Genomic DNA, 24919 nt, shown 5'->3' with positions numbered 1-24919 from the left:
CAAAGGCTCCGGACGGGGCAAATGCCCCGTCCGGCAAAAAGGAATCGATCAGGAGACGGGGTGGCTTCAGCGAAAGCGCTGAAACAGGGTCGCGAAATCCATGCTGACCGGGCAGTACACCTCCGCGAAGTCAAAGCGTCCGGTGCTGCACTCCGCAATCAGGCGAAATCTCTCGCCATCGTGACGATGGATTGCGGCGCGCAGCTCATCCGGGTCGATGAGCACGTAATACCGCACCCCTGCCGCCTCATATTCGCGCAGTTTCAGTCCCTGATCGCGCGTGGCGGTGGATGGGCCGAGGACTTCGAAGATCAGCTCCGGAGTCTTGGCGATGTGTCTCGGGTTGTCGTCCCGGCACACCAGGGCGACATCCGGCCGGAGCACGGTGTCAGGCCGGACGACCCAGTCGGTCTCCAAGAGGACCTCACCGTCAGGGCAATCACTCACCTCTGCCAGCAGTCCGCTACCGATGGCCAGCGTCAGCATCTGATGCCGTTTGACCGGTGCCGGCGCCATCGCGTAGGGGATCCCGTGGATCAACTCCCAGTCGCCTTCCCATTGACGATAGTCTTGGTCGGTGTAATGCGGCAGATCTTCCAGACGGAGGGGTGTGGTCATGGGTGTTGGGCCCTGTCAGGATCGTGATCTTGGAGTGTAGTCTGCGTTGGCCATCGTCCGGGCACCAGACGTCAGAACCCAATCTCAAGCCGCTGCTCACTGATCGATTCATCCCGCGTTCGCTACTGCGTCAACCGGCGATCGATCTCGGCAGCACAGGCTCCGACTCGGCCGGGTCCAGACGACCGGCTTGACGGCGCCGCACCAGGGTACGGCTCGGAATGCCGGCATAGGCAGATGGTCTCGCCGAATGTGCGGGTGGGGTTCGAGATAGGGTCGGAAAATGGTGCGGAACGCATCATTACATCCTGACGGTTGGCGTCGAGCAGTTGGATGACCGACTCGATCGGCTCGAATGAGCAGAGGGCCGGCGAGCAGATGGCGTTGGGTGCGCGGCAACGCGACGATTTAGCGCCCGCTCGCGGCCCGCAACGCGCTGCGGATGATCTCCTCCGCTCCGCCGCTGCCGTCATCCGCCGTGCGGGCCATCCGCGTCGCATCGACGGGGCGATAGCCCAAGGCCACCAGCGCGCTCACCGCATCGGCGAGCGCCTGCTCGCGCGGGTCCTCGGTGCCGGCACGCGTCTCGGGGAGATGGGGGGCGCTGCCCGGAATCAGATCCAGGCTGTCGCGCAATTCCATCACCAAGCGCTGGGCCGTCTTCCGGCCGATGCCCGGGACCCGAATCAGGGCATCGAGGTCTTCATGCTCAAGACAGTGCGCAAAGCGCGTGGCGTCCATCGAGGAGAGGATCGCCAAGGCCATCTTGGCGCCAACGCCAGTGACCTTGAGTAGACGACGAAAGAGCGCGCGCTCCTGCTCGCGGCCGAATCCGTAGAGCGACCAGGCATCCTCGCGCACCATCAGATGCGTGACCAGGGCGACGGTTTCGCCGACCGCAGGCAGGTCGTAAAAGGTCGACATAGGCGCCTCGACCTCGTAGCCGACACCGCCCACGTCCAGCAGCAGCTGAGGCGGATGCTTGGCGAGAATCCGGCCTTGCAGACGGCCGATCACGGGCGCCAATCCCGCCAGGAGGCAGAGGCCCGTCCGCGCGCCGGGATGCCCATCGAGTGGGCGTGGCAGAGCGCGATCGCCAAGGCGTCGGCCTCGTCCTCGCAGGGCGTCTCGGTCAGCGCAAGCAAGACTCGGATCATGTGTTGGACCTGGGACTTGTCGGCCCCACCGGTGCCGACGACGGCGAGCTTGACCGTCTTGGGACTGTATTCATGCACGGTCACGCCGGACTTGAGCCCGGCGCAGAGTGCCGCGCCACGCGCCTGACCGATCTTGAGTGCCGCGGTCGGATCGCGGGCGAAGATGAGCTGCTCGACCGCCATCTCATGGGGTGCGTGCTCGGCCACGATCGCGGCGACACCGTCGAAGATGCGGCCGAGACGATCCGGCCAGGGGAATTCGCCGACACGCAATGTACCGCTGGCGATCCACAGGCTGCGCTGACCGTCGGTGTCGATGACCCCGTAACCGGTCGTGCGCGAGCCGGGATCGATGCCCAGGATGCGATGGCGGAGCTTTGCCGGGGATCCAATCGGCGCGCGACCGGCGAATGCGCCTGCCGGCCGCTGCAGATCCTCAGGCATCGAGCTCGGCCAGGATCTCGTCGGCGATATCGGCGTTGTGGTAAACCTCTTGGACGTCGTCCAGATCGTCGAGGACATCGACCAGACGCAGCAGCTTCTCGGCCGTGTCGCGGTCGAGCTCGGCGAGGGTCGCGGCGTTGTAGGAGACCTCGGCGACCTCGGTATCGAACCCGGCTTGAGTGAGCGCGTCCTTCACCGAAGCGAACGCCTCGGGGGTGGTGACCACGTCGAGCGAGCCGTCGTCGTTGGCGAGGACATCCTCGGCACCCGCCTCCAACGCCGCTTCCATCACCGCATCCTCGTTCGTGCCGGGCTGGAAGCTGATGATGCCCTGCTTGGTGAAGAGATAGCCGACCGAACCGTCGGTGCCGAGGTTTCCGCCGTGCTTGCTGAAGGCATGACGAACCTCGGCCGCGGTGCGGTTGCGGTTGTCCGTCATGCAGTCGACCATGATGGCGACGCCGCCGGGGCCGTAACCCTCGTAGCGGATCTCCTCGTAGTCGTCGCCCTCCATCCCGCCGGCGCCCCGCTTGATGGCGCGCTCGACCGTATCACGCGGCATATTGGCGCCGAACGCCTTGTCCATCGCCAGACGCAGCCGGGGATTGGCACCCGGATCACCGCCACCTTCGCGGCTCGCGACCGTCACCTCGCGAATCAACTTGGTCCAGACCTTGCCGCGCTGTTTGTCCTGCGCCGCCTTGCGATGCTTGATGTTGGCCCATTTGCTGTGACCCGCCATCGATGACCTCTCTTCACTCGAAATCGATCAAGCGCAAGCCCCACACCCTGAACCCGCCCTGAGCCGAGCCGGTTGACACCGCGGGAGTCGCGCTGCATGTTGTTTGGCCGGCCATTCTAGCATCGGCCGGGAAACACCGGGTAAACCCCGGCGCGCGGATGCAAACGCGGTCCGCAGGCGGACTCGCGCCCGTACCTCGATCCGTCTCCGGCGACAACCCGGCGACACCCAAGTAACATCAGGACCAGAACATGTACGCGACCCCCGAAACCGGCGACGGTTGGATCACGGCCCTCGTCGGCACCGACGAGGAAGGCTTTCGGGTCGAGGCGCGGTTCGCGATCTCGCCACGGTTTCGCGCGATCGTGAAGGGACGGGAGTCCGATCTGGTCTTCGCCGCCCGTAGTCGGCTCGCACGGATCGGGATCAACATCTGTCCGCTCGACGAGCCGCTCTTCAACGGAGACCATTGCACAATCAAGCTCCAGGTCGTCTCGGCGATCCACTCCTTCGGCATCGCCGAGCATCTGCAGCATATCGTGGTGCCGGGCCTGCGGGTCGGACGCCTGGTGTTCTGCCCGCAGGACAACCGGCTCGACTCCGCCGCCATCCACGGACTTATCCAGGGCAACGAGATCCAGGTCCCGGCCGGCTTCTCGGTCGACAGCAACGGCTATCTCATCCTGCGGCCGCAGCGACAGATCTTCCGATTTCTCCACCCCTTGACGCTTGAGCAAATCACCGCGATCGCCACCCATGCCGACGGCAAGGACCTGCTGAACCGTCTGCAGATCCGCGAGGCGGTCGATCACATCGCGCTGCCCCCGCACGACGGCCTGGTGACGGCCTGCTCGATGTTTCTGCATCGTCATTACGTCGTGCTGCGCAATCTGGACGACGCGCTCGGCTTTCATCTGCAGGCGACGGTCCTCGACCCGGTCTCCACGCGCGGCACGAATGTCTATTTGGAATTCATCAACCGCTCCGAGCAGTTGATCATCAACCCGAGCGTCGCCGCATCCGTGCATGACGCGATCCCGGTCACACCGACTCGACGCTATTGGCACGGTCGCGCGAGCACCGCGTCCGCCGACGCGCAGCGCGGCAACGATTACCCTCGGCTCGCTGAGATCTTCGATCGGCTCGAAGCGGGTCCGCTCGAGGACCGCTACTCGCATCGCATGATGGCGGTCACGCAGCATCCCGATACCCTGCTCGACGGCGCTCGACCCGATCGCATCTGGACCCAGCCCGAGGAGCCGCGCGACCCACGCGGCGGAACCGACCTGGCGGCCGGTCTGGTCGCCGAGGGCCTGAAGCTCGATACCCGCACCGAATACGGCACCGGGATCCTGGAGGATCTGGCCGACGGGGTACGCGCCACGCTGCTGCTCGGCTATTTCCCGAATCTCATCGAGCACACCGAGATCTGCGCCGCGGCGCTGCGCCAACGTATCGGTCGCATCGTCTTTCGACGCGCATCCTTCGAGCATGGCCACTTCCTGTCCGCCCGCGACCACGGCCGACTGGCCGACTACGAGGGTCTCGGCATCGAGGTCTTCTGGTGCAACGATGCGCGCACTCAAGTCGTGCGACACGTCTTCCGCGGGCTACGCGGTTATTTCACCTCGCCCGAGCAGGTCGACCGCTTCCGCTCCAGCCTGGTCTTTGCCATCTACGGATCCATTAAGCCCTTGGACGAGGCCTCCGCCCTCCAGATCGAGCGCCTGCTGACCAACCTGAAGGGTCTGTTCGGCAGCGACATCAGCATCCTCACCGGCGGCGGCCCGGGCGCCATGCTTCAAGTCACCGAGGCCGCGCACCGGCTCGGCCTGCTGGTCGGCTCCAGCTATATCGAGACGCTGGACCAGAGGCCCAATCAAAGTGCCGACTATTACCAGACCTTCCAGGCACGCAGCCGCCAGTCGCGTCAGCGCTGGTTCGAGATCGCCAGCTTCCACATCTTCCTCTCGGGCGGCGTCGGAACGCTCGAAGAGATCGGCCTGACCCTGACGGACATGAAGCTCGGCGTCATCGAGGCCGGACCCATCGTCTTCTTCGACGGCTCGGGCGAGGGTTTCTACTGGGACGGCCTCAAGACCCAACTGACTCGCATGGCCGTCCAGGGCCGACTGCCGAGCTGGGTGCTCGACAACATCCTCATGACCGCAGACCCGGACGCCATCCCGCGCTTCTACAAACAGACGCTGCGGCTCGGGTGACCTTCACGGCGGTACGCGACCCGATCAGCCCGATATACTCGCGTTCAGCACAGCAGTGCCCCAAGGCAACTGGCCGATGATAGAGGCATCCGAAAAACGGTGGCGCAGTGCCCTGGGCATGCGACCCTGCCGCGCAGCGCGAAAACCGGCGGTTTTGGCGAGATAGCGTGACAACCCCTCGCGAAATCGGGAGAATTCCCGCCATGGTATCGCGCATCGCTTCGATGGGTGCGTGACGTTGGAACGACCGCCGCGCCGACCGAGCCGAGATGACCGGATCCGGGTCGCGCCGAGCCCCGAGGCGCCTTTGTGTCGACACTGATGACCTTCGAGCATCCGCTGAACGAGCGCGTCCGCACCTTCCTGCGGATCGAGCATCTGTTCGAGCGACTCAACCATTTCGCGCCTCAGTACGACGCCTGGGCGACCCGGGTCGCTGTCGAGACCTTACTCGACATCGCCTCGGTGACCGCGCGCGCGGACGTCAAGAACGAGCTGCTCAAGGAGCTCGATCGCAACATGGCCGCCCTCAAACGTTTCGGGGATCAGCCCGGGGTGGATCCGCGGGCATTGGAGCAGGTGCTCCGCGACCTTGCAGATGCCGTCGGCGGCGTCCAACGCCTGTCCGGACCCATCGGGCAGATCGCCCGCGAGGACGATCTTCTCAAAAGCGTCTCCCAGCGCAGCAGTATTCCGGGCGGGGCCTGCAGCTTCGATTTGCCCCAGTTCCATCACTGGCTCATCCAGGCGCCGGAGGTCAGGCAGGCGCGACTCGACCACTGGCTGCAGGATCTCCGGCCGGCGGAGCGGGCGATCCGACTCCTCCTCTCGCTTGCCCGTACCAGCGCAGCGCCGCGTCAGGTGCTCGCGGAGGGCGGTTTCTTCCAGGAGTCACTCGATGTCCAGGCGCCTGCGCAGATGGTACGGGTCGGCATCAACGGGTCCGGCACACTCTATCCCGAGATCAGCGGACACAAGAGCCGCTTCAGCATCCGTTTTATGAAGACCGGATCCCAAGGGCGGCCGTCTCAGATCCCGGAAAACATCCCCTTCAAGCTGACCTGCTGCGTCTTTTGAACCGCGTCCCGCACACGATCGTCGCCTGTCCGCGTTGCGGCAAGTCTGTCGTTTGGGGTCCGGAGTCACCGTGGCGCCCCTTCTGCAGCAAGCGCTGCCGTTTGGTCGATCTGGGCGAGTGGCTGGACGAGAATCACCGAATCCCCGGAACGGAGGAGGATCCCGACGAGGATTCGCCTATGAGCGAGCGTTCGCCGGGGGCACATTAAACCGATCAATCGATCGGCCAAAAGCCTCGAATCGCCGCCACACCCTGCGCGCCATGCTCACGGGCGACCTCCAGATCCGAACCCGTCAAGCCGCCCAGCGCATAGACCGGGAGTGTCGCCGCGTCGGCAAGCTCGGCGAAGCGGCGCCAGCCGAGCGGCTCGACGTCCGGATGCGAGGCGGTCGGCTGAACGGGCGAGAGCAGCGCATAGTCGAGCCCGAGGCGCGCCGCGCGCAGGAGGTCTTCGGCCACGTGACAAGAGGCACCGACGAGGTCGTCGGGCAGACCCGGACGCCCGCTCAGTCCTGCGAGGGTCTGGCCGTGGAGATGCAGGCCGTGACGCGGGATATCGAGCGTCTCGTAAGGATCGCGATTCAAGAGGAGACGTGCACCGCTTTGCGCGCAGAGCCTGAAGGCGTCTCGTGCCAGATTCCGATAGTCGGCCTGATCCAGCTCGTGCGCACGCAATTGGACGAGCCTTATGCCGCTCGCGACGGCGCGCGCCAGGCGCGCCAGAAAGACCTCGGGTCTGAGCGGGTCCGGACCCGTGATCAACATGCGGCCGGGCAGACGCAGCGCGGTGATGATGGGGCGATCGGCCGCGGGGAAGCAGGCCGGATCCATGGTCTCGGGTCGTTGCCAGGCGAGGGGTTGACCCTCCAGACCGACAGGGACGCCCGCGTAGGATCGGACACGGCGGACATCCAGCAGAACAAGCCGGTCGCCGTAATGGTGTCGGATGCGGATCAGCGGACGGCTGTCGCGGACCTCGATGCCCAGCTCTTCGGCCAGCTCGCGCGCTAGGCCCTGCTCGGGCGACTCGCCGGACTCGAGCTTGCCACCCGGAAACTCCCACAGTCCGCCCTGATGGACGTGATCGTGGCGCTTGGTGACCAGCACGCGTCCCACCGGGTCGGCAATCGCGCCGACCATCACATGAATCAGCTCGACGCTCAACTGCGGTATTCGGCGTTGATCCGGACGTAGTCGTAGGAGAGATCGCAGGTCAAGACCCGTGCCTCGGCCGGACCCCGACCAAGCGAGACGCTGATCAGGATCTCGGGCTCGGCCATGACGGCGGCTCCGGCCTCCTCGGTATAGTCGGGTGCGCGACCGCCGGCATCGACGATCAAGACCTCGCCAAGGTGGATTCGGATCCGATCGATATCGAGATCCCGAAGACCCGCACGTCCTACGGCGGCCAGGATGCGGCCCCAATTGGGATCGGACGCGAAGAGCGCCGTCTTCACCAAGGGCGAATGGGCGATGGTGTAGGCGACCGCGCGGGCCTCCTCGACATCGGCCGCGCCTTCGACTTGCACGGTCACCAGCTTGGTCGCACCTTCGGCATCGCGAACGATGGCGGTCGCCAGCTCAAGGCAGACCGCATCGACGGCGCTCTGGAGTGCAGCGTACTCCGGCGACGCGCCGTCGCGGATCTCTGTGTTCCCGCAGGCCCCGGTTGCAGCCAGCACGCAGGCGTCGTTGGTCGAGGTATCGCCGTCGACCGTAATGGCATTGAACGAGCGGGCGACCGCCGAGCCCAAGCAGGCGTGGAGCAGATCGGGCGACACGGCGGCATCGGTCGCGATGAAGGCGAGCATGGTCGCCATGTTCGGACAGATCATCCCGGCGCCTTTGGCGATCCCGGTGATCGAGGCGGTGCACCCGTCGATCTGGAAGCGGCGCGAAACCAACTTGGACACCCGATCCGTGGTCATGATGGCCCGCGCCGCGGCGGGCCAATCGGATGCATGCAATCGACCGAGCAAGCCCGGCAGTGCGGAGGAAATACGATCGACCGGCAAGTGCTCGCCGATCACACCGGTCGAGAAGGGCAGGACCTCCTCCGCGACACAGTCGCCGACAGCAGCGAGTGCCACGCAGCTCGCCTCGGCGTCCGCCATCCCGCGCCGACCTGTCCCGGCGTTGGCGTTACCGGCGTTGATCAGCAGGTAGCGCGGCATCCTTTGACCCAAGTGGGCCTTGGCGACCCTCACGGGCGCGGCGCAGAAGGCATTGCGGGTAAAGACGGCCGCACATCGGCTGCCGGGGGCGAGCTCCAGGATGACCAGATCGTCACGTCCCTGATAACGAATGCCGGCCGCCCCCGTGGCCAGACGCACGCCCCCGACGGGAAGCCAGGTTTGGTCCGACTCGCCGTGATCGGAGGTGGGCTGCTCGGACGGCGTCATGGTGCCGCTCAGCTCGCCTTGCCGTGGCATTGCTTGTACTTCTTGCCCGAGCCGCAGGGACAGGGCTCGTTGCGGCCCACCTTGCGATCGCCGCGGACATAGGGTTGAGCATGCGCGTCCTCGGCACCGCGGGCGCTCGCCCGGTCGCGACGGTCGGGCTCCGCGTCCTCCGCGGACCCTGGCCCCGGCCCGAAACCCTCGAAGCGCTCGTGCTTGAACTCGAACTCCCTTTCCCGAACAGGCGCCGCCCCGAGCGCGGCGACCGGCTGGGCCTCGGAACCGGGCTGCGTCTGCACCTGGAGTTTGGCGAGGGTGGCTACGACGTCGTGCTTGATGCTGTCGAGCATCGCGGAGAACATCTCGAAGGCCTCGCGCTTGTACTCCTGCTTGGGGTTTTTCTGTGCGTAGCCACGCAGATGGATCCCTTGGCGCAGATAGTCCATCGCGGCGAGATGGTCCTTCCACTGGGTGTCGAGAGTCTGGAGCATGACCGCCCTCTCGATCTGGCGCATGGTCGGCGAGCCGACGAGCTTCTCGCGCTCGGCATAGGCCGAAGCCAGGGTATCGTGGATGCGTGCGCGCAGCGGCTCCTCGTGGAGAGAGTCATCCTCGTCGAGCCACTTGCGGATCGGCCAGTCACCGCCGAAATGCTCGTTCAGCGCGACACTCAGTCCCTCCACGTCCCACTGCTCTTCGAGACTCTCGGGCGGCACATAGGTATTGATCAGACGCGTCAGGGCATCGTCGCGCATCGCGGTGACGGTATCGGAGACATCGACGCAGTCCATCAGCTCGCGGCGTTGGCGATAGATGACCTTGCGCTGATCGTTGGCGACGTCGTCGTATTCGAGCAGCTGCTTGCGGATATCGAAGTTGCGCCCTTCGACCTTGCGCTGGGCGTTCTCGATCGCCTTGGTCACCCAGGGGTGCTCGATCGCCTCGCCCTTCTGCATGCCGAGCTTCTGCATCATCTTGCCGACGCGGTCGGAGGCGAAGATACGCATCAAATTGTCTTCGAGCGACAGATAGAAGCGCGAGGAGCCCGGGTCGCCTTGGCGACCGGAGCGACCGCGCAGCTGGTTGTCGATACGACGGGACTCGTGCCGCTCGGTGCCCACGACATGCAGTCCGCCGGACGCCACCACCCGGGCGTGGCGTTCCTTCCAGGCGGCGCGGATGGCGTCGCGATCGGCGTCGGGACCGGCCTCCTCGAGCTCGGACTCGAGATTGCCGCCGAGCACGATATCGGTCCCGCGACCGGCCATGTTGGTGGCGATGGTGATGGCGCCGGGACGGCCGGCCTGGGCGATGATTCCGGCCTCGCGCTCATGCTGCTTGGCGTTCAGGACCTCATGCGGGATCTTCTGCTCGCCGAGCAGTCGGTCGATCAGCTCCGAGGTCTCGATCGAGGCGGTACCCACGAGGGCGGGCTGGCCACGGGCGATGCAGTCGCGGATATCCTCGACGATGGCCTCGTACTTCTCCTCCTGGGTCAGATAGACGAGGTCGCCCCGATCCTCGCGGACCATGGGCTGATTGGTCGGGATGACGACGACCTCCAAACCGTAGATCTGCTGGAACTCGTAGGCCTCGGTATCCGCCGTGCCGGTCATGCCCGAGAGCTTGGGATAGAGCCGAAAGAGGTTCTGGAAGGTGATCGAGGCCATCGTCTGGTTTTCGGGCTGGATCGCGACCCCTTCTTTGGCCTCGACCGCCTGATGCAGACCCTCCGACCAACGCCGGCCCGGCATGGTGCGCCCGGTGAACTCGTCGACGATGATGATCTGACCGTCGCGCACAATGTACTCGACGTTCTTCTGAAACAACGCATGCGCACGCAGCGCCGCGTAGACGTGGTGCATCAGGACGATATTGGCCGGATCATAGAGACCGCCTTCCTCGGCGAGGAGACCGATCTCCACGAGCATCTGCTCGACGTGCTCGTGGCCCTCCTCGCTCAGATAGACTTGGCGCGCCTTCTCGTCGACCGAATAATCACCGGGACCGAAGTCGGGCTGACCCTCTTCGTTGGTGATGGGGGCTTGGCGGGTCAGGCGCGGGATGATCTTGTCGATGTGCTTGTAGAGATCCGTGCTCCCCTCGGACGGACCGGAGATGATGAGCGGGGTACGCGCCTCGTCGATGAGGATGGAGTCGACCTCGTCGACGATGGCGTAGAAGGGGTCGCGCTGCACGCGCTGCTCGGCCACGAAGGCCATGTTGTCGCGCAGGTAGTCGAACCCGAACTCGTTGTTGGTGCCGTAGGTGATGTCCGCTGCGTAGGTCTCCTTGCGGGAGACCGGGCGCATGTGGCGGTAACCTTGACCGACCGGCGGCTCGTAGCTCGGATCGAAGAGGTAGGATGCGGAGTCCGGACCCGTCCCGCCCGATGAATTGATGACGCCGGTGGACAGGCCCAGGAAATGGTAGATCTGCCCCATCCAGGCCGCGTCGCGGCGAGCCAGATAGTCATTGACCGTGACCACGTGAACGCCTTTGCTCGGGAGCGCATTGAGGTAGGCCGAAAGGGTCGCGACCAGGGTCTTGCCCTCGCCGGTGCGCATCTCGGCGATCTTCCCGTCGTTGAGCACCATGCCGCCGACCATCTGCACGTCGAAGTGGCGCAGGCCGAGCGTTCGCTTGGATGCCTCGCGCACGACCGCGAATGCCTCGGGGATCAGGCTTTCGAGATCGGCGCCCGCGGCAAGACGCTCCCGAAACTCGGTCGTCTTCGCGGCGAGGGCCTGATCGGAGAGTGGCGCGAGCTCGGGCTCGAAGGCGTTGATCCGTGCGACGGACTTGAGCAGGGTCTTGACGAGCCGGTCATTCCGGCTGCCGAAGACCTTCTTGAACAGATGCTTGACCATCGGATACGTTTGAGACCTATCGGGAAAATCCCGGCATGATACCGGAATTCAATGACAACCGCAGGTGGCATCGGATGCGCGCCCGGGGCCGATCCCATCCAAAAACCTCACATACCGCACTGGGCGCGGTTTAGCCGGGTTGATCCTCGGACGCGCCGGCCAGCACGGGCCTGGGCTGACGGTCGATATAGCGGAAGGGATCGACCGCCTTACCGTCCTTGAGAACCTCGAAATGGACATGCGGACCGGTCGCGGTCCCGGAGGACCCGACCGTCGCGATCTTCTGTCCCTGCCGGACCATCTGGCCCTCCTTGACCAGATTGTCCTGGTTGTGGGCATAGCGCGTGACCAGCCCGTTGACATGCCGGATATCGACCATGCGCCCGTATCCACCCTTGCGACCGCTAAAGGTCACGACACCGTCGGCGACGGCGACGATCGGTGTTCCGCGTGGACTTGCGAAGTCGACGCCGTCGTGAAAGAGGCGCCTTTTCTTAATGGGATGTACCCGAAAACCGAATCTCGAGGTGATGTAACCGGAGCGGACCGGCCAACCGGAGGGCATCGCCTGCGCGGTGAGGTCCTTGTCCAGGATGACATCTTCGAGGACCTCGAGCTTACGCTTGCGATCCTGCACCAGACTGACCATGCTGCCGAGCTCGCTCGCGATCTCACGGATCGTAAAGTCTCGCGCCGGCCCGTCTTCGGCACCGCCCCGCGGAGGGGGATTCTCGAAATCGAATTCTTCGGGGCTCAGTCCGGACATCTGAACCAGTCGCTCGCCGAGTGCGTTGAGCCTGAAGAGCTCGGCTTGCATCTCACCGACGCGGGAGGCAATCGCATCGAGATCGTCGGAGGCGGCAGGATCGGCAATAGGTAGAAGAGGAGCGGGCGAGGATCGGGGAGTGAGCGCCGGCGGAGCTTGATTGTCGACAAGTGTCGTCAGATGTTGGTAATGCCCTATCCAAAATCCCAATCCTACGCCAGCTACGGTGAACAAGGTTACGGCCAAGAGTGTTATAACGGCCTGTCCACGATCGGTTTTTCGTCGGTCGAGGTGGTGCATCGTCTTCCCTCTGCTGCGGTCTTAAGCTGTATTGGCGCTGGGCACAAAGCGCGATTGTCGCCACAATCCGGCCTCAGGTCGATTCGTTTTTCGGCGCGAGCAACCATCGGAATGGCTCTCGGTCAGCCATTTGCATGTCGAGGATTACCTCCGATGCTTCATCCGGGATTGGCTCATGTTCGCGAGCTGCTTCAGTCCAACCGTCTCATTCGTAAGCATCTGGAGCACAGAGACCGCGAGCTGGCATTGCTCGGGATGGTGCTGAGTCGACTCCCGGATCCGCTGCGGGCGCATTGCCGCGACGCCGTGCTTGCCGATGGTGTCCTGACACTCTTTTTCGATTCGCCGGCCTGGGTTACCCGCGCACGCTTCCTGATCGAGGACCTGAGTCGATCGCTCGAGCGCGACGGCGTCGTCAAGGTCGCGACTCAGGTCCGGATTCGGACGGAACGCGACACTAAAACGGGACAACCAGCCGAGCCAGCTCAAGGTCCAGCGGTGCCACCGAGCGGCGGCAGCCGGTTGAGCCGTCGAGCGATCGCACATCTGCTCGCCGCGGCGGACGGGATGCCGGACCCGACGTTGGCCGAGGTCTTTCGGCGTTTCGCCAACCACCATAACCCGGCCGCTAAAACGGCGGCCGGGGACGGAAGGGATGAGCCGCTGGGAGCGCCCGACGCCGGAACGACGCACGCTCCGAATGCGGACTAAGCCAGTGCCAACGGATGCGCATAGCAGATGGGAGATTCGGCGGAGTCTGCGAACACCACCTCTTCCCACGCACTGGCGTCGGCCACCAAGGCCCGCAGCAGGTTGTTGTTGAGCGCATGCCCGGACTTGTGTGCCTGGAAGGACCCGATCAGGGTATGTCCCAGGAGATAGAGGTCGCCGATCGCATCCAGGATCTTGTGCTTAACGAACTCGTCTTCGTAACGCAAACCTTCGTCGTTGAGAACACGGTATTCGTCCACGACGACCGCGTTGTCCAGACTGCCGCCCAAGGCAAGATTCTGAGCACGCAAGGCCTCGATCTCGCGCAGAAAACCGAAGGTTCGTGCCCGGCTGACCTCCTTCACGAACGAGGACGTCGAGAAGTCCACGATCGCTCGGTTGGACCGTGCATGGAACGCGGGGTGGTCGAAGTCGATCGAGAACTCCACCTTGAAGCCGTTGTAAGGCGTAAAGCGGGCGTACTTGTCGCCGTCGCGCACCTCGACCGGCCGCTTGATTCGGATGAATCGTTTGGCGCGATTCTGCTCTTCCATCCCCGCCGACTGAATCAGGAACACGAAGGGCCCGGCACTGCCGTCCATGATCGGCACCTCGGCGGCGCCGACATCGACATAGGCGTTGTCGATCCCGAGTCCGGCAAAGGCCGACAGGATATGCTCGACTGTCGCGACGCGAACATCGCCCTTGACCAAGGTCGTCGACAGACGGGTGTCGCCGACATTGAAGGGTGTCGCCTTGATCTCGACGGGCGCCTCCAAGTCGACCCGGCGGAAGATAATCCCCGTATCGGGAGCCGCCGGCCGCAAGGTCAAAGGAATCTTCTCGCCGGTATGCAGACCGACGCCAGTCGCCCGGATCACATTCTTCAAAGTACGCTGCTTGAGCATCGGTCGAGGTCTCCCATCGCAAGCCGTGGCGGCTGTCGGCATCCGTTGCCGGCTGATCGACGACCGAGCGTGACCCGGCGAATCCATGCCGGAGCCACGATCGTTTTCCATTCGTCATGTTGTTTTGCGGCTCGCACGCGAGCCACCTGCCGACAAGCTTAGGGTTTTCCCCGACGTTTATCAAGATCAATGACGAACCATTTTGAAGATAACTGTTTTATAAGAACTATTGGATACAGGGAAACCCCTGATCAATCCGCTTGGCGGCGCAGGAACGCCGGGATATCGAGATAGTCGAGATCGCTCTCGACCACTGCTTCCGCCACCGCTGCGGCGCCGCCGCCGCGGCGATAGATGGCGGGACGCCCCAGGTCGTTGTAGTTGGGCGCACTCTCGTTGCTGCCCGTACTGCTGACCAGATGCATCGCTGCCGCTTCCTGGGCACCCTGACGTTTGAGCATAACGCGGCGCTCGCCCAGCCCGGTCGCCACGACGGTGACCCGCAGCTCGTCGTCCAGCACCGGATCGATCACGGTGCCCACCACGACCGTTGCATCGTCGTCGGCGAAATCACGCACCGTATTGCCGACCTCGTCGAACTCGCCGATGGTCAGGCTCAGTCCGGCGGTGATATTGACCAGGATGCCCTTCGCACCGGCAAGGTCGATATCCTCCAGCAGCGGGCTGCGGATGGCGGCCTCGGCCGCCTCGCGGGCACGATGCTCGCCGCGCGCGGCACCCGTTCCCATCATGGCCACGCCCATCTCCGACATGACGGTCTTGACGTCGGCGAAGTCGACGTTGATCAGCCCCGGACGGGTAATCAGCTCGGCAATGCCTTGGGTCGCATGCAACAGCACGTCGTTGGCAGCGCTGAAGGCACCGAGCAGGCTCATATCCTTGCCCAGAACCGCCAGAAGCTTTTCGTTGGGGATGGTAATCAAGGAGTCGACGTGCTTGGCCAACTCGGCAATCCCTTCCTCGGCGATGCGACGACGCTTGGTCCCCTCGAACGGAAACGGCTTGGTCACGACCGCAACCGTCAGGATCCCGAGCTCCTTCGCAACCTGCGCGACGACCGGCGCGGCACCCGTGCCGGTCCCGCCGCCCATGCCTGCGGTGATGAAAACCATGTCCGCACCTTCCAGCGCCTCTTGAATGCGATCGCGGTCCTCCATCGCGGAATTGCGACCGACCTCGGGGTCGGCACCCGCACCCAACCCCTTGGTGATGCCGGCACCGAGCTGGAGGATGGTCTTCACCTGCGAGCTCTTCAACGCCTGAGCGTCGGTATTGGCACAGATAAAGTCGACCCCTTCAATGGTCGCGGCGACCATGTGGTTGACCGCGTTCCCGCCGCCGCCACCGACGCCGACGACCTTGATGACGGCGTTCTGACTGTGGGTATCCATAAGCTCAAACATACTGTTGTCTCCTCTCGAATGCGTTTGTTGCACGACCTATATAACCTCGTACGTGCGCGCCTCGGCGCGGACGCCCCCCGACACCGCCGCGACGCAAGATGCGTCGCAGCCCGAGACCGCAGGCCGCGGCCCCCCGACCGATGGGGTTTGATGGAAGACCCATCCCAACCCTTCTGCAACGGGACCTGAGCTCCGTTGCAGGATCATCCTGGCCACTTAAACCGCGTTGGCTGGAAGCGCCTGGATCCGCGCAACGCCCGTCCGACAGGTAAATGCCGCAATGTCGCACCCTACGCGGTTCCATTAGAAATTGCCCTGAAACCAACTGCGCATCCGCGACCAAGCCCCACGCAGGCCGGCGGAATCTCCGATCTCCGGACGCCGCGAGAAACGGTGCTGACGCGCGTACATCAACAGGCCTACGCCGGTCGAATAGATCGGATTGTTCACCACCTCGTCCATCCCGATCACGTACTGCGGGACGCCGAGACGAACCGGCATGTGGAAGACCTCCTCGGCCAGCTCGATCAGACCGTCCATCTTCGAGCTGCCGCCGGTCAGCACCACGCCGCCTGCGACCAAGTCCTCGAAACCGCTGCGCCGCAGCTCGTTGTGGAGCAGGGTCAGGAGCTCCTCGTAACGGGGCTCGACCACCTCGGCCAGGGTCTGGCGCGAGAGCCTGCGCGGCGGGCGATCGCCGATGCTCGGCACCTCGATGGACTCGCTGTTGGCCGCCAGTTGCGCCAGGGCGCAGGCATGCTTGACCTTGATCAGCTCGGCATGCTGGGTCGGCGTGCGCAGTGCCACCGCGATGTCGTTGGTGACCTGATCGCCGGCGATCGGAATCACCGCGGTGTGCCGAATCGCCCCGTCGGTGAAGACGGCGAGATCCGTCGTCCCGCCGCCGATGTCGACGACACAGACACCGAGCTCCTTCTCGTCGTCGCCGAGCACCGAGTAGCTCGAGCTCAGCTGCGCGAGCACCAGGTCATCGACCTCGAGGCCGCAGCGACGGATGCACTTGATGATGTTCTGCGCCGCACTCACTGCACCCGTGACCATGTGCACGCGGGCTTCGAGCCGCACGCCGCACATCCCGATCGGCTCGCGGATGCCCTCCTGGTCGTCGATGATGAATTCCTGCGGCAGGATATGCAGAATCTTCTGATCGGCCGGGATCGCCACGGCGCGCGCCGCATCGATGACACGATCGACATCCGCCTGGGTGACCTCGACCTCCTTGATCGCGGTGATGCCGTGCGAGTTGAGGCTGCGCACATGGCTGCCGGCGATCCCGGCATGTACCGAGTGGATCTCGCAGCCGGCCATTAGCTCGGCCTCCTCGACCGCACGCTGAATCGACTGGACGGTCGATTCAATGTCGACCACCACACCCCTCTTCAGACCCCGCGAAGGGTGGGTGCCGATACCGATGATCTCGATCTGGTTGTCGTCCTTGAGCTCGCCGACCAAGGCGGCGACCTTCGATGTCCCGATATCCAGGCCCACCAATAGATTCTTGTCGTTACGTCTCGACATCCGGTCTTATCCTCGTTTGCCGGATCGCGTCGGGCGATCCGTTGTCGCACGAGCCTGCGGCTCGGCGTTCGCTGACCATTTCACGGCGAAACCGTTGCTGTAGCGCAGGTCCACCACCAGTGGCTGGCCGGCCGCCTCCAACTGCGTCGCGCTGGCGATGTAGCGCGCCAGCCGTTGATCGACCGCCTCCGTGCCGAGATACAACTCGACCCCCATGACCAGCTCGACCCGCCACGCCCCACGCGGGTCGACCGAGAGCGTCTGAATGAGATGACCGATCAACATCAGATCGTCGCGCCACTTCGCATAGCGCTTCACCACCTCGGGTGCACGTCGATCCTCGCCTTCGAGCAGCGGCAGACCCGCCGGGACGGTGCCCGTGCCGGGCCGAAAAACGATGCCCTCGGCGGTCACCAAACCATCGCGATTCCAACGCGCGATCGGGCGGTGCTCCTCGACCTCGACCTGCAGCCGATCCGGCCAGACGCGACGCACGGTGGCTCGCCCGACCCAAGCCAGATCCTCCGCGGCCTGCTTCAAATCCTTCAGATCCGCCGTCAGGATACCGCCGCTCAGTCGCTCGCTGATGGTCTCCTGCAACAAACGCGAGGAGTGATGATGCAGCTCGCCCTCCACCGCGATGATGCGCACCGGCAACAGCTGCGGCTCCCAATGACCGAGCAGCCAAACCCCGCTCGCCATCGCCGAGATCAAAAGGAATCCGACCAGAGCGAGCCAACGCCCGGAGCGACGCGGACGCACCTCCACGACCGGGGGGGTAATGCGTGTCGGATCAGCCACGGTCGAGACTCGTCTCGAGGATGCGCAAAACCAGGGTGTCGAAGTCCAGCCCCGCCGCCCGCGCAGCCATCGGGACCAGGCTGTGGTCGGTCATGCCCGGCACCGTATTGATCTCCAGCAGGAACGGCTCTCCGCTCCCGTCGACCATCAGGTCGACCCGGCCCCAACCACTCGCGCCGGTGGCCTCGAAGGCGTCGAGCGCGAGTCGTTGCAGGCGCGACTCCTCCGCTTCGGGCAAACCGCAGGGGCAGTGATAGCGCGTGCTGTCCGCCCGATACTTGGCCTCGAAGTCGTAGAAGGCGTGCGGCGTTTCGAGCCGGATCATGGGGAGTGCCTCCCGTCCGAGCACGGCGCAGGTGTATTCGGCGCCGTGAATCCACCGCTCGGCGAGGACCAGTGCGTCGTAACCGCGCGCCGTGCGCCAGGCATCGGCGAGTGAGTCCGTGTCCTCGACCCGTGCCATCCCGATGCTCGATCCCTCGTGGACCGGCTTGATCATGAGCGGGAAGCCGAGCGCCTCGGCAGCCGCCAAATCGGCATCCGTGCGCAGCAATACCGAGGTGGCCGTCGGCAGGCTGCACCCGGCCCAGGCCAGCTTACAGCGATACTTGTCCATGCCGAGCGCTGATCCCAGCACACCCGAGCCCGTGTAGGGCATCCCGATGGTCTCCAGGGCGCCTTGGATCTGACCGTCTTCGCCGCCGCGTCCGTGCAGGATGATGAAGGCACGATCGAAACCCCCGGTGCGAAGGTGCTCGAGAACACACTCGTCCGGATCCAATGCGTGAGCGTCGATGCCTTGACGCAGCAGGGCCGCCAGCACGGCACTCCCGCTCTTGAGCGAGATCTCGCGTTCCGCCGCGCGCCCGCCGAGGAGCACCGCGACCTTTCCGAACCGAGCACGTGCCCTGATTTTCTCTGGCGTCATGGATGCTCTCCGGCAATGCGTTTGACCTCGGGCACCAGCCTGATACCGGTGGCAGCCTCGACCCGGCGCTGCACCAGCTCGATCAGTGCTTGGATGTCCGCGGCTCTGGCCTCGCCCGTGTTGATGATGAAATTCGCGTGCTTCTCGGACACCTGAGCACCGCCGATCCGATACCCCTTGAGCCCCTCCGCCTCGATCAGGCGCGCAGCATGATCGCCGGGCGGATTGCGAAACACGGATCCGCAACTCGGCAGCCCCACGGGCTGTGTCTGCGCACGCCGGTCGAGCAGCTCGCGGATCCGCGCCATCCCCGCCTTACCGTCGCCGGGGGCGAGCTCGAGCGCGACGTCCAGGAACCACTCGCCGGGCGGCCCGATGACCTCGCGGTAGCCAATGGTGAAATCGCCGGGCACCCGCTCGCGAATCCGACCGACGCGATCGATGGTCCGCACCGAGACCACATGTGCCCAGGTCTCGCCGCCCCAGGCGCCCGCGTTCATGGCCAGCGCGCCACCCATGGTGCCGGGGATTCCGGCGAGAAACTCGCACCCGACCAGATCGTGCCGCGACGCAAACCGAGCCACCTTGGCGCAGGAGACGCCGGACTCGGCATGGATTCCGGTCGCACCTCGCCGTTCCAAAAGTGTTAGGCAGGCCTGGGTCTGGATCACGGTGCCGGGAAAACCGGCGTCGTCCACCAGCAGATTGCTCCCGAGACCCAGCCACAAGAGCGGCTCCTGCGGGTCGAGTCGCGCCAGGAAGGCGGCCAGATCCGCCGTATCCGTCGGCCGATAGAAGCGGCGCGCAGGCCCCCCGACCCGCCAGCTGGTGTGGCGGGAGAGTGGCTCGCGCTCGCGCAGCTCACCCATCATGGCCCCGACCCGACCATCAGGCTCGGCAAACGCGCCGCTAGGCCGCCGATGTCGCCGGCCCCCATCACCAGCACCATATCGCCGTCGAGCACCAGGTTGTCCAAGAGACCCGACACCTCGTCGATCGACTGTGCGAACACCGGGTCCAACTCCCCGCGCGTGCGGATCGCGCGGCTCAATGCACGCCCGTCCGCGCCCGGGATCGGCGCCTCGCCGGCCGGGTAGACCTCGCACAGAACCAGCGCGTCCGGGCTGGACAGCACCGCCACGAAGTCCTCGAACTGCTCCTGGGTCCGCGTATACCGATGGGGCTGGAAGACCAAGACCAGCCGGCGCCCGGGCCACCCGGCGCGTGCCGCCGCCAAGGTGGCCGCGATCTCGCGCGGGTGGTGCCCGTAGTCGTCGACCAAGAGCCATCGGCGACCGCGCATGTCGGTCAGCTCGCTGATCATGAAACGACGCCCGACCCCTTCGAAACGGGACAAGGCGCGCACGATCGCCTCCTCCTCGACACCCAGCTCGAGCGCGACGCTGATGGCCGCCAGCGAGTTCAGCACGTTGTGCCGACCCGGCAGATTGAGATCGATCTCCAACGGGGTCTCGAGGTCACGCGCCTCGACGCTAAAACGGGTGCGCATGCCGTCCTGCCGGATCTCGACCGCGCGCACGTCGGCCTCCGGGCGCGTGCCGTAGGTGCGCACCGGGCGCGGCATCGACTCGACCAGGGCACGAATCTCATCGTCGTCGATACAGAGCACCGCAAGCCCGTAGAAGGGCAGATGGTGCAAAAACTCCATGAAGGTGCTGCGCAACCGATTGAAGTCGTTGCCGTAGGTGTGCATGTGATCGGCATCGATATTGGTGACGATCGAGATCATGGGCTGCAGGTAGAGGAAGGAGGCATCGCTCTCGTCGGCCTCGGCGACCAGATACTTGGTGGTCCCCAGCTTGGCATTGGCGCCCGCGCTGTTGAGACGACCGCCGATCACGAAGGTCGGATCGAGCCCGCCCTCGGCCAAAATGCTGGCCACCAGACTGGTGGTTGTCGTCTTACCGTGCGTGCCGGCCACCGCGACGCCGTAGTAGAAGCGCATCAGCTCGGCGAGCATCTCGGCACGACGCACGATCGGGATACGTCCGGCGCGAGCGCTCTGGATCTCGGGATTGGTCTCGTCGATCGCGCTCGACACCACGACGGCGTCGGCATCCGCGACCTGCTCGGCCCGGTGTCCGATGAAGACCTCGACGCCCAACCCCTCGAGGCGACGCGTCGCGTCGCTCTCGCGCAGATCCGACCCCGCGACCTCGTAGCCCAAATTGGCCATCAGCTCGGCGATGCCGCTCATCCCGGAGCCACCGATCCCCACGAAGTGGAGTCGGCGAACCCGACCCATCCGGGCGGCGGTATGTTGAAGATGTGCGTTCATCGACCGGCAACCTCTAAACAAGCAGCCGCGATCCGTCCCGCGGCATCCGGCTGCGCGCACGCGCGGGCCGCATCGGCCATCGTCGACAGCGTCTCGCGATCGCCCAGCAATTCATGGAGCAGTGCAGTCAAACCGGCAAGGGTCAGATCGCGCTGAATGACGAGTCGCGCCGCGCCGACATCAGCCAGATAGCGAGCATTGCCAACCTGATGATCATCGACCGCGAATGGATACGGCACCAAAACCGAGGCGACGCCTGCCGCGGCCAGCTCCGAGACCGTGAGCGCGCCGGCCCGGCACACGACTAAGTCGGCCCAACCGTAGGCCGCGGCCATGTCGTTGATAAAGGAAACAACCTCCGCCTCGACACCGACCGCCCGATAGCCCGCCCGAGCGGTCTCGAGCGTGCGCTCGCCGGCCTGATGGTGCACGCTCGGACGCAGCTCCGTCGGCAGCCCCGCCAGCGCGGCGGGGACCATCTCATTGAGGACTTGAGCCCCGAGCGAGCCGCCCAAAACGAGCAGCCGAGCCGGCTCGGCGGTCCCTTCCGTGCGGCGCCGCGCCAGACGCTCGCGCGGTGGCGGCAGATCGACGATCGCGCGGCGCACCGGATTCCCGCAAGCTTGCGCACCACGCGCACCCGGGAAGCTCCCGGGAAAGGCCTCGAACACCCGCGTGGCGATTCGCGCCAACCACTGATTGGTCATCCCGGGCACGAAGTTCTGCTCGTGGATCACCAGCGGAAACCCCAGCACACGAGCGGCCAGACCACCGGGGCCGGAGGCGAATCCACCCATCCCCAAGACCACCGACGGACGACGCCGACGCAGGATCCGTGCAGCCTGCCAGAGTGCAACCGCAATCTTGAAGGGGGCGCCGAGGATCTGAGTGATCCCCTTGCCGCGCAGACCCTCGATGCGGATCCACTCCATCTCCAAGCCGTGCTCGGGCACCAGTCGCGACTCCATCCCGCGACGCGTGCCGATCCAAAAGACACTCACACCTTGCTCGCGCAGACGCTCGGCAACCGCAAGCGCAGGAAAGACATGCCCGCCGGTACCCCCTGCCATGACGGCTACGCGCGTACCCATGGCATTCCCCGTGCGGGTCCCTTCTCGGCCTCGATGCGACGCACCGTCGCGTCGATCCGCAGCAGGATCGCGATCGACATACAGGCGGCGATCAGGCTGTTGCTCCCGTAGCTCATGAAGGGCAGCGTCAAGCCCTTGGTCGGCAACATTCCGACGTTCACGCCGATATTCACGAAGGCCTGCAGACCGAGACCAAGGCCGATCCCCTGGGCGACATAGGCGGAGAACCGCTCGCCGACGGCCTCCGCGCGCGCCCCGATCGAGAAGGCCCGCCACGTCAGGAACGCGAAGGCCGCGATCAGCACCAGCATCCCGACCAGACCGAGCTCCTCGCCCACGACCGATGCGATGAAGTCCGTATGGGCCTCCGGAAGGAAGAACTGCTTCTGAATCCCGTTGCCAAGCCCCACACCGAGCCATTCGCCTCGCCCGAAAGCGATCAAGGCCTGGCTCAACTGATAGCCCGTGTTGAACGGATCCTGAAACGGATCGAGAAAAGAGGTGACACGCTGTAATCGATAGGGCGAGATGATGATCAGCACCAAGAGCCCGGCGGCGACAACCAGGAACAAGACCACGAAGGGCATGAGGCTGACACCGCCCAAAAACAGCATGCCCATGACAGTCGCCAGCATCACTGCCGTGGTCCCGAAGTCCGGCTGCTGGAGGATCAGCGTACCGGCGATTCCGATCAAAATCATGGGCCGGATGAACCCCGAGATCCGGTTGACCACGTCGTCGGCATGGCGCACCAGGTAGCCGGAGACATAGAGGACGGCAAACAACTTCACCAGCTCGGAGGGCTGAAGGTTCAGTGGACCGAGCGGGATCCAGCGCGTCGCGCCGTTGACCTCGCGACCCACGCCCGGCACCAGCACCAGCACCAGCGACAGAAGGCCGAGCAGCAAAAGCCAAACCCCGCCGCGCTCCCACCAATCAACGGGCACGCTGTAGGCCAACACAGCCGCGGTTAAGGCGAGACCCAAGGCCAAGCCGTGCCGCGTCACATAATAGAAGGGATCGTTGCAGCAGTTGGATGCGATCGACATCGATGCCGAGGCCACCATCACAAAGCCGAACGCCACCAACCCGAGCGCACAAATGAGCAAGGGGTAGTCCACCCCGGCGACCGAACGCTCGCGCCTGCGTTGTGTGCTGCGCGCTGGATTCCCACGCACCTGGCGGGCGGCGACCGTCATGATCCGAGTCCCCGCACCGCCTCGGCGAAGACCCGCCCGCGATGCTCGTAACTGTCGAACATATCGAAACTGGCGCAGGCCGGCGAGAGGAGGACCGTATCCCCGGGCCGGGCGATCGCCGCCGCCTGCGCGACCGCATCCTGCATGCTCGCCGCCTCCGACAGCGGGACCTCGCCGTCCAACGCCTGCGCGATCAGCCCGGCATCCCGTCCGATCAGGACCACTGCGCGCGCCGTACGCTTGACCGCCGAGCGCAAAGGTGAGAAGTCGGCACCCTTGCCATCGCCGCCGGCGATCAGGACGGCACGGCCCATGCTTCCGGGAGGAATCAACCCGTCGAGAGCCGCCACGGTCGCCCCCGGGTTCGTCCCCTTGGAGTCGTCGTACCAGCGCACGCCGTCGCGTTCGGCAACCAGCTCGCTGCGGTGCGGCAGGCCCGAGAAGCGACGCAGAACCGCACAGGACGGCTCCATCGGCAGGCCGCATCCGGATGCCAGCGCCAAGGCCGCAAGGGCGTTCGCCAGATTGTGCAGACCCGCGACGCGGACTTCGGAGGCCGGCATCAGGGGCTGCGTCCCTCGGCAGAGCCAAGGCGCCCCGTCATGGACGCATCGCCCGAAGTCGCTGCCCGTCGGCTCACCGAGGGTGAATCCGATCTCGAGTGCAGCCTCCCGCGGCATGGCCACGACGATCGGATCATCGCGATTCACGACGGCGACCCGCGCCCCCCGGTAGATGCGCCCTTTGGTCTGCGCATAGGCGTTCAGATCGGGGTAGCGGTCCATGTGGTCGGCCGAGACATTGAGCACGACCGCCACATCGGCGTGCAGACTGAAGGTCGTCTCCAACTGGAAGCTCGAAAGCTCCAAGACATAGCGCTCGATCGAGGCCTCGAGCAGTGCCAATGCAGGCTCGCCAAGATTCCCGCCGACGGACACGCGCTGCCCTGCTGCCGCGGCCATCTGCCCGACCAGGGTCGTGACCGTACTCTTGCCGTTGGATCCGGTGATGGCGCAGATCGGGGCCTGCGCGGCACGCGCGAAGAGCTCGACGTCGCCGATCACCTCGACACCACGCGCCATCGCGTCCCGAATCAAGGGATCGGAAACGGGAACACCCGGACTGACGACCAGACGCGCGGCGGCTGCGAAGGCTTCCGGCGCGAAGCCGCCGACGAAGACCGCGACCTCCGGCATCTCGTCACGCAATTGCTGCAGGCCGGGCGGATTCTCGCGCGAGTCGGTCACGGCCGTCGCAACGCCCTGCGAGCGCAAATAACGGGCACAGGAGAGTCCTGTCTTGCCGAGCCCGACCACCAGGGTCTTCGCGGTATCGGACAGCCGACTCATCGCACCTGCTCGTAAGACCTGCGCGGACCCGTGCCGCGATTGTCCGTTTCGATCGCTTTCATTCCCCCCCCGTC

22 protein-coding genes are annotated in these 24919 nt (G+C 65.2%); 4 read left to right on the top strand and 18 right to left on the bottom strand.

Going from position 1 to position 24919, the window contains the following annotated elements; all coding sequences use genetic code 11:
* Nucleotides 1-66: 66 nt before the first annotated feature.
* The 4 genes from AADX97_RS03105 to AADX97_RS03090 all read right to left on the bottom strand — a co-directional run bounded on the left by AADX97_RS03105 (nt 67) and on the right by AADX97_RS03090 (nt 2961).
* Nucleotides 67-618: a Uma2 family endonuclease gene (locus AADX97_RS03105; RefSeq protein ID WP_374231535.1), complete on the bottom strand. Its 552-nt coding sequence runs from the start codon at nt 616-618 to the stop codon at nt 67-69.
* A gap of 408 nt (nt 619-1026) precedes the next feature.
* Complete coding sequence (gene ruvA / locus AADX97_RS03100) at nt 1027-1635, bottom strand: Holliday junction branch migration protein RuvA (protein WP_374231534.1); 609 nt, start codon at nt 1633-1635, stop codon at nt 1027-1029.
* Nucleotides 1632-2219 (bottom strand): crossover junction endodeoxyribonuclease RuvC, encoded by a 588-nt coding sequence (gene ruvC / locus AADX97_RS03095; protein ID WP_374231533.1) that lies wholly within the window; start codon nt 2217-2219, stop codon nt 1632-1634. The genes ruvA and ruvC overlap by 4 nt, the downstream gene beginning before the upstream one ends.
* On the bottom strand, nt 2212-2961 hold the full coding sequence (locus AADX97_RS03090) for a YebC/PmpR family DNA-binding transcriptional regulator (RefSeq protein WP_374231532.1): 750 nt from the start codon (nt 2959-2961) through the stop codon (nt 2212-2214). Before AADX97_RS03090 ends, ruvC begins: the two co-directional genes overlap by 8 nt.
* A 251-nt stretch (nt 2962-3212) precedes the next feature.
* On the opposite strand from AADX97_RS03090, the gene AADX97_RS03085 reads away from it, so the two are divergent.
* The 3 genes from AADX97_RS03085 to yacG all read left to right on the top strand — a co-directional run bounded on the left by AADX97_RS03085 (nt 3213) and on the right by yacG (nt 6469).
* Nucleotides 3213-5183, top strand: coding sequence for an LOG family protein (locus AADX97_RS03085; RefSeq protein WP_374231531.1), 1971 nt, complete (start codon nt 3213-3215; stop codon nt 5181-5183).
* A gap of 309 nt (nt 5184-5492) precedes the next feature.
* A complete protein-coding gene (zapD, locus tag AADX97_RS03080; protein WP_374231530.1) occupies nt 5493-6260 on the top strand; it encodes a cell division protein ZapD in 768 nt (255 codons plus the stop codon).
* Nucleotides 6257-6469 (top strand): DNA gyrase inhibitor YacG, encoded by a 213-nt coding sequence (yacG, locus tag AADX97_RS03075; protein ID WP_374231529.1) that lies wholly within the window; start codon nt 6257-6259, stop codon nt 6467-6469. The genes zapD and yacG overlap by 4 nt, the downstream gene beginning before the upstream one ends.
* 5 nt (nt 6470-6474) lie before the next feature.
* On the opposite strand, the gene AADX97_RS03070 is transcribed toward yacG, so the two are convergent.
* The 4 genes from AADX97_RS03070 to AADX97_RS03055 all read right to left on the bottom strand — a co-directional run bounded on the left by AADX97_RS03070 (nt 6475) and on the right by AADX97_RS03055 (nt 12347).
* Nucleotides 6475-7425 carry a Nudix family hydrolase gene (locus tag AADX97_RS03070; RefSeq protein WP_374231528.1) on the bottom strand — a complete coding sequence of 317 codons (951 nt, stop codon included), beginning with the start codon at nt 7423-7425 and terminating at the stop codon, nt 6475-6477.
* On the bottom strand, nt 7422-8663 hold the full coding sequence (argJ, locus tag AADX97_RS03065; protein ID WP_374231776.1) for a bifunctional glutamate N-acetyltransferase/amino-acid acetyltransferase ArgJ: 1242 nt from the start codon (nt 8661-8663) through the stop codon (nt 7422-7424). The genes AADX97_RS03070 and argJ overlap by 4 nt, the downstream gene beginning before the upstream one ends.
* A gap of 8 nt (nt 8664-8671) precedes the next feature.
* Nucleotides 8672-11530, bottom strand: coding sequence for a preprotein translocase subunit SecA (secA, locus tag AADX97_RS03060; protein WP_374231527.1), 2859 nt, complete (start codon nt 11528-11530; stop codon nt 8672-8674).
* A gap of 130 nt (nt 11531-11660) precedes the next feature.
* Nucleotides 11661-12347 (bottom strand): M23 family metallopeptidase, encoded by a 687-nt coding sequence (locus AADX97_RS03055; protein ID WP_374231526.1) that lies wholly within the window; start codon nt 12345-12347, stop codon nt 11661-11663.
* Between the two features lie 402 nt (nt 12348-12749).
* On the opposite strand from AADX97_RS03055, the gene AADX97_RS03050 reads away from it, so the two are divergent.
* Nucleotides 12750-13307 (top strand): DciA family protein, encoded by a 558-nt coding sequence (locus tag AADX97_RS03050; RefSeq protein WP_374231524.1) that lies wholly within the window; start codon nt 12750-12752, stop codon nt 13305-13307.
* Here AADX97_RS03050 and lpxC read toward each other — a convergent pair.
* The 10 genes from lpxC to murD form a co-directional block, all read right to left on the bottom strand.
* Nucleotides 13304-14215, bottom strand: a complete 912-nt coding sequence (lpxC, locus tag AADX97_RS03045) for a UDP-3-O-acyl-N-acetylglucosamine deacetylase (RefSeq protein WP_374231523.1) — start codon at nt 14213-14215, stop codon at nt 13304-13306. The two genes, AADX97_RS03050 and lpxC, sit on opposite strands and share 4 nt — an antisense overlap.
* A gap of 251 nt (nt 14216-14466) precedes the next feature.
* The gene (gene ftsZ, locus AADX97_RS03040) at nt 14467-15639 is read right to left on the bottom strand and encodes a cell division protein FtsZ (protein WP_374231522.1); all 1173 of its coding nucleotides are present in this window, start codon (nt 15637-15639) and stop codon (nt 14467-14469) included.
* Nucleotides 15640-15942: 303 nt separating this feature from the next.
* Nucleotides 15943-17178, bottom strand: coding sequence for a cell division protein FtsA (gene ftsA / locus AADX97_RS03035; protein WP_374231521.1), 1236 nt, complete (start codon nt 17176-17178; stop codon nt 15943-15945).
* 6 nt (nt 17179-17184) lie between these two features.
* Nucleotides 17185-17979 (bottom strand): cell division protein FtsQ/DivIB, encoded by a 795-nt coding sequence (locus AADX97_RS03030; protein WP_374231520.1) that lies wholly within the window; start codon nt 17977-17979, stop codon nt 17185-17187.
* A complete protein-coding gene (locus AADX97_RS03025) occupies nt 17972-18907 on the bottom strand; it encodes a D-alanine--D-alanine ligase (protein ID WP_374231519.1) in 936 nt (311 codons plus the stop codon). Before AADX97_RS03025 ends, AADX97_RS03030 begins: the two co-directional genes overlap by 8 nt.
* A complete protein-coding gene (gene murB, locus AADX97_RS03020; RefSeq protein WP_374231518.1) occupies nt 18904-19779 on the bottom strand; it encodes a UDP-N-acetylmuramate dehydrogenase in 876 nt (291 codons plus the stop codon). The genes AADX97_RS03025 and murB overlap by 4 nt, the downstream gene beginning before the upstream one ends.
* Nucleotides 19776-21206, bottom strand: coding sequence for a UDP-N-acetylmuramate--L-alanine ligase (murC, locus tag AADX97_RS03015; RefSeq protein WP_374231517.1), 1431 nt, complete (start codon nt 21204-21206; stop codon nt 19776-19778). Before murC ends, murB begins: the two co-directional genes overlap by 4 nt.
* Nucleotides 21203-22297, bottom strand: a complete 1095-nt coding sequence (gene murG, locus AADX97_RS03010) for an undecaprenyldiphospho-muramoylpentapeptide beta-N-acetylglucosaminyltransferase (protein ID WP_374231516.1) — start codon at nt 22295-22297, stop codon at nt 21203-21205. The genes murC and murG overlap by 4 nt, the downstream gene beginning before the upstream one ends.
* Entirely contained in the window at nt 22282-23496 is a 1215-nt protein-coding gene (ftsW, locus tag AADX97_RS03005; protein WP_374231515.1) for a putative lipid II flippase FtsW, read from the bottom strand. The genes murG and ftsW overlap by 16 nt, the downstream gene beginning before the upstream one ends.
* Nucleotides 23493-24845 carry a UDP-N-acetylmuramoyl-L-alanine--D-glutamate ligase gene (gene murD, locus AADX97_RS03000; RefSeq protein WP_374231514.1) on the bottom strand — a complete coding sequence of 451 codons (1353 nt, stop codon included), beginning with the start codon at nt 24843-24845 and terminating at the stop codon, nt 23493-23495. Before murD ends, ftsW begins: the two co-directional genes overlap by 4 nt.
* Nucleotides 24846-24919 lie beyond the last annotated feature (74 nt).

The sequence above is a fragment of the Thiocapsa sp. C2-2m genome (genome assembly GCF_041903745.1).
Lineage (GTDB): Bacteria > Pseudomonadota > Gammaproteobacteria > Chromatiales > Chromatiaceae > Thiocapsa > Thiocapsa roseilacustris.
Note: the sequence above shows the minus strand (reverse complement) of the source record. Positions and strands in the feature narration are given on the sequence as shown.

What these genes read in the sequence shown, in the direction of transcription:
- AADX97_RS03105 (WP_374231535.1), bottom strand. Translation starts at nt 618, where the DNA reads ATGACCACACCCCTCCGTCTGGAAGATCTGCCGCATTACACCGACCAA.
- ruvC (WP_374231533.1), bottom strand. Translation starts at nt 2,219, where the DNA reads ATGCCTGAGGATCTGCAGCGGCCGGCAGGCGCATTCGCCGGTCGCGCG.
- AADX97_RS03090 (WP_374231532.1), bottom strand. Translation starts at nt 2,961, where the DNA reads ATGGCGGGTCACAGCAAATGGGCCAACATCAAGCATCGCAAGGCGGCG.
- AADX97_RS03085 (WP_374231531.1), top strand. Translation starts at nt 3,213, where the DNA reads ATGTACGCGACCCCCGAAACCGGCGACGGTTGGATCACGGCCCTCGTC.
- argJ (WP_374231776.1), bottom strand. Translation starts at nt 8,663, where the DNA reads ATGACGCCGTCCGAGCAGCCCACCTCCGATCACGGCGAGTCGGACCAA.
- secA (WP_374231527.1), bottom strand. Translation starts at nt 11,530, where the DNA reads ATGGTCAAGCATCTGTTCAAGAAGGTCTTCGGCAGCCGGAATGACCGG.
- AADX97_RS03055 (WP_374231526.1), bottom strand. Translation starts at nt 12,347, where the DNA reads ATGCAAGCCGAGCTCTTCAGGCTCAACGCACTCGGCGAGCGACTGGTT.
- AADX97_RS03050 (WP_374231524.1), top strand. Translation starts at nt 12,750, where the DNA reads ATGCTTCATCCGGGATTGGCTCATGTTCGCGAGCTGCTTCAGTCCAAC.
- lpxC (WP_374231523.1), bottom strand. Translation starts at nt 14,215, where the DNA reads ATGCTCAAGCAGCGTACTTTGAAGAATGTGATCCGGGCGACTGGCGTC.
- ftsZ (WP_374231522.1), bottom strand. Translation starts at nt 15,639, where the DNA reads ATGTTTGAGCTTATGGATACCCACAGTCAGAACGCCGTCATCAAGGTC.
- ftsA (WP_374231521.1), bottom strand. Translation starts at nt 17,178, where the DNA reads ATGTCGAGACGTAACGACAAGAATCTATTGGTGGGCCTGGATATCGGG.
- AADX97_RS03025 (WP_374231519.1), bottom strand. Translation starts at nt 18,907, where the DNA reads ATGACGCCAGAGAAAATCAGGGCACGTGCTCGGTTCGGAAAGGTCGCG.
- murB (WP_374231518.1), bottom strand. Translation starts at nt 19,779, where the DNA reads ATGATGGGTGAGCTGCGCGAGCGCGAGCCACTCTCCCGCCACACCAGC.
- murC (WP_374231517.1), bottom strand. Translation starts at nt 21,206, where the DNA reads ATGAACGCACATCTTCAACATACCGCCGCCCGGATGGGTCGGGTTCGC.
- murG (WP_374231516.1), bottom strand. Translation starts at nt 22,297, where the DNA reads ATGGGTACGCGCGTAGCCGTCATGGCAGGGGGTACCGGCGGGCATGTC.
- ftsW (WP_374231515.1), bottom strand. Translation starts at nt 23,496, where the DNA reads ATGACGGTCGCCGCCCGCCAGGTGCGTGGGAATCCAGCGCGCAGCACA.
- murD (WP_374231514.1), bottom strand. Translation starts at nt 24,845, where the DNA reads ATGAGTCGGCTGTCCGATACCGCGAAGACCCTGGTGGTCGGGCTCGGC.